Below are 1,289 nucleotides of genomic sequence, written 5' to 3'. Positions count from 1 at the left end.
CGTGTCCGTCGTCAGAGTTTTTCGGAATGCTGAGGCTGTTGCGTAACGGAGGCTCTGGTTCGGTTTCTGTTTCAGGTTAGGCGGCGGCTGCCTGGTGCTGCAACCGGCGTTTCCGGATAGTCTGTTTCTTGATCTCCTCTCTCATCTTCAGGATCTTTGCACCTCGGCCATGGTAGACGTCGGCGGGCGTCAGGTTGCCGAGGCTCTCGTGGTATCGACGGTTGTTATAGTAATCGACAAAGGCTTCGATCTGCCGTTCCAGGTCGCCGGGTAGGTAGTAGTTTTCCAAGAGGATGCGGTTCTTCATGGTCTGATGCCAACGCTCGATCTTTCCCTGGGTCTGTGGATGGTGGGGTGCACCGCGCACGTGATCCATGCCCTTGTCCTCGAGAAAGTCCGCGAGTTCCCCGGCCACGTAAGACGAGCCATTGTCGGAAAGCAGGCGGGGCTTGTGCACGACCGCGACCTGGCTGCAGCCTGACGCCTCCAGCGCCAGTTCCAGCGTCTCTGTCACATCGCTGGCCTTCATCGTCGTACAGAGCTTCCAGGCGATGATGTATCGGCTGTGATCGTCGAGGATCGTGGAGAGATAGAACCAGCCCCAGCCGATGACCTTGAGATAGGCGAAGTCGGTCTGCCAGAGTTCATTGGGCCGGGTGGTCTTGTCCTGGAACTCGTCCGCGGCCCTTATGACGACATGGGCCGGCGCCGTGATCAGGTCGACAGCTTTGAGAATGCGATAAGCTGATGATTCCGAGACAAAGTAGTGCTTCTCGTCGGTGTATTTGACCGCCAGTTCTCGGGGCGTCAGCTCCTCGTGCTCCAGGGCGAACTCGACAACGGCCTCGCGGGTCTCGTCCGGAATACGGTTCCATACCGACCTGGGTCGCGGGGATCTGTCGGCCAACGCATCGAGCCCGCCTTCGACCCAACGCGCATACCATTGGTAATAGGTGCTGCTGGGAATGCCGATCATGGCCAGCGTCCGTTTCACTGGCAGGTGCGATGCCTCGACCGTGCGGTTCGCCATTGTGCTCGAACCAATGGCGCATCAATGGCTCACTCTCAAGTTTCTCGGAGGCAGGGTATCTCATGCGTCGTCTCCCCCATCCACTGCCCGGCAGTTGATTGCGCAGCAATCAATGAGAGGGGCCGATCGTGCTTTTTTTAAGCATTCGGTTCTCGAGGGTCAGCTCGGCGACAACCTCCTTCAGGGCAGAAGATTCCGACCGCAGGTCTTTCACCTCGGGCGCCGTCGCCTGACGGGCCGTGTCGCCTGCCAGCCGGTT

1 pseudogene is annotated in these 1,289 nt (G+C 59.2%); it reads right to left on the bottom strand.

Features of this window, described 5'->3' with window-relative positions:
* Positions 1–76: 76 nt before the first annotated feature.
* A pseudogene (locus R5H30_RS21710) lies at positions 77–1,289 on the bottom strand (IS3 family transposase); the annotation flags it as partial.

Source organism: Roseobacter sp. FCG-D35 (genome assembly GCF_033436665.1).
GTDB lineage: Bacteria > Pseudomonadota > Alphaproteobacteria > Rhodobacterales > Rhodobacteraceae > JAWQFO01.
The sequence above is the reverse complement of the archived record's forward strand: the minus strand, read 5'-3'. Positions and strand labels throughout refer to the sequence as shown.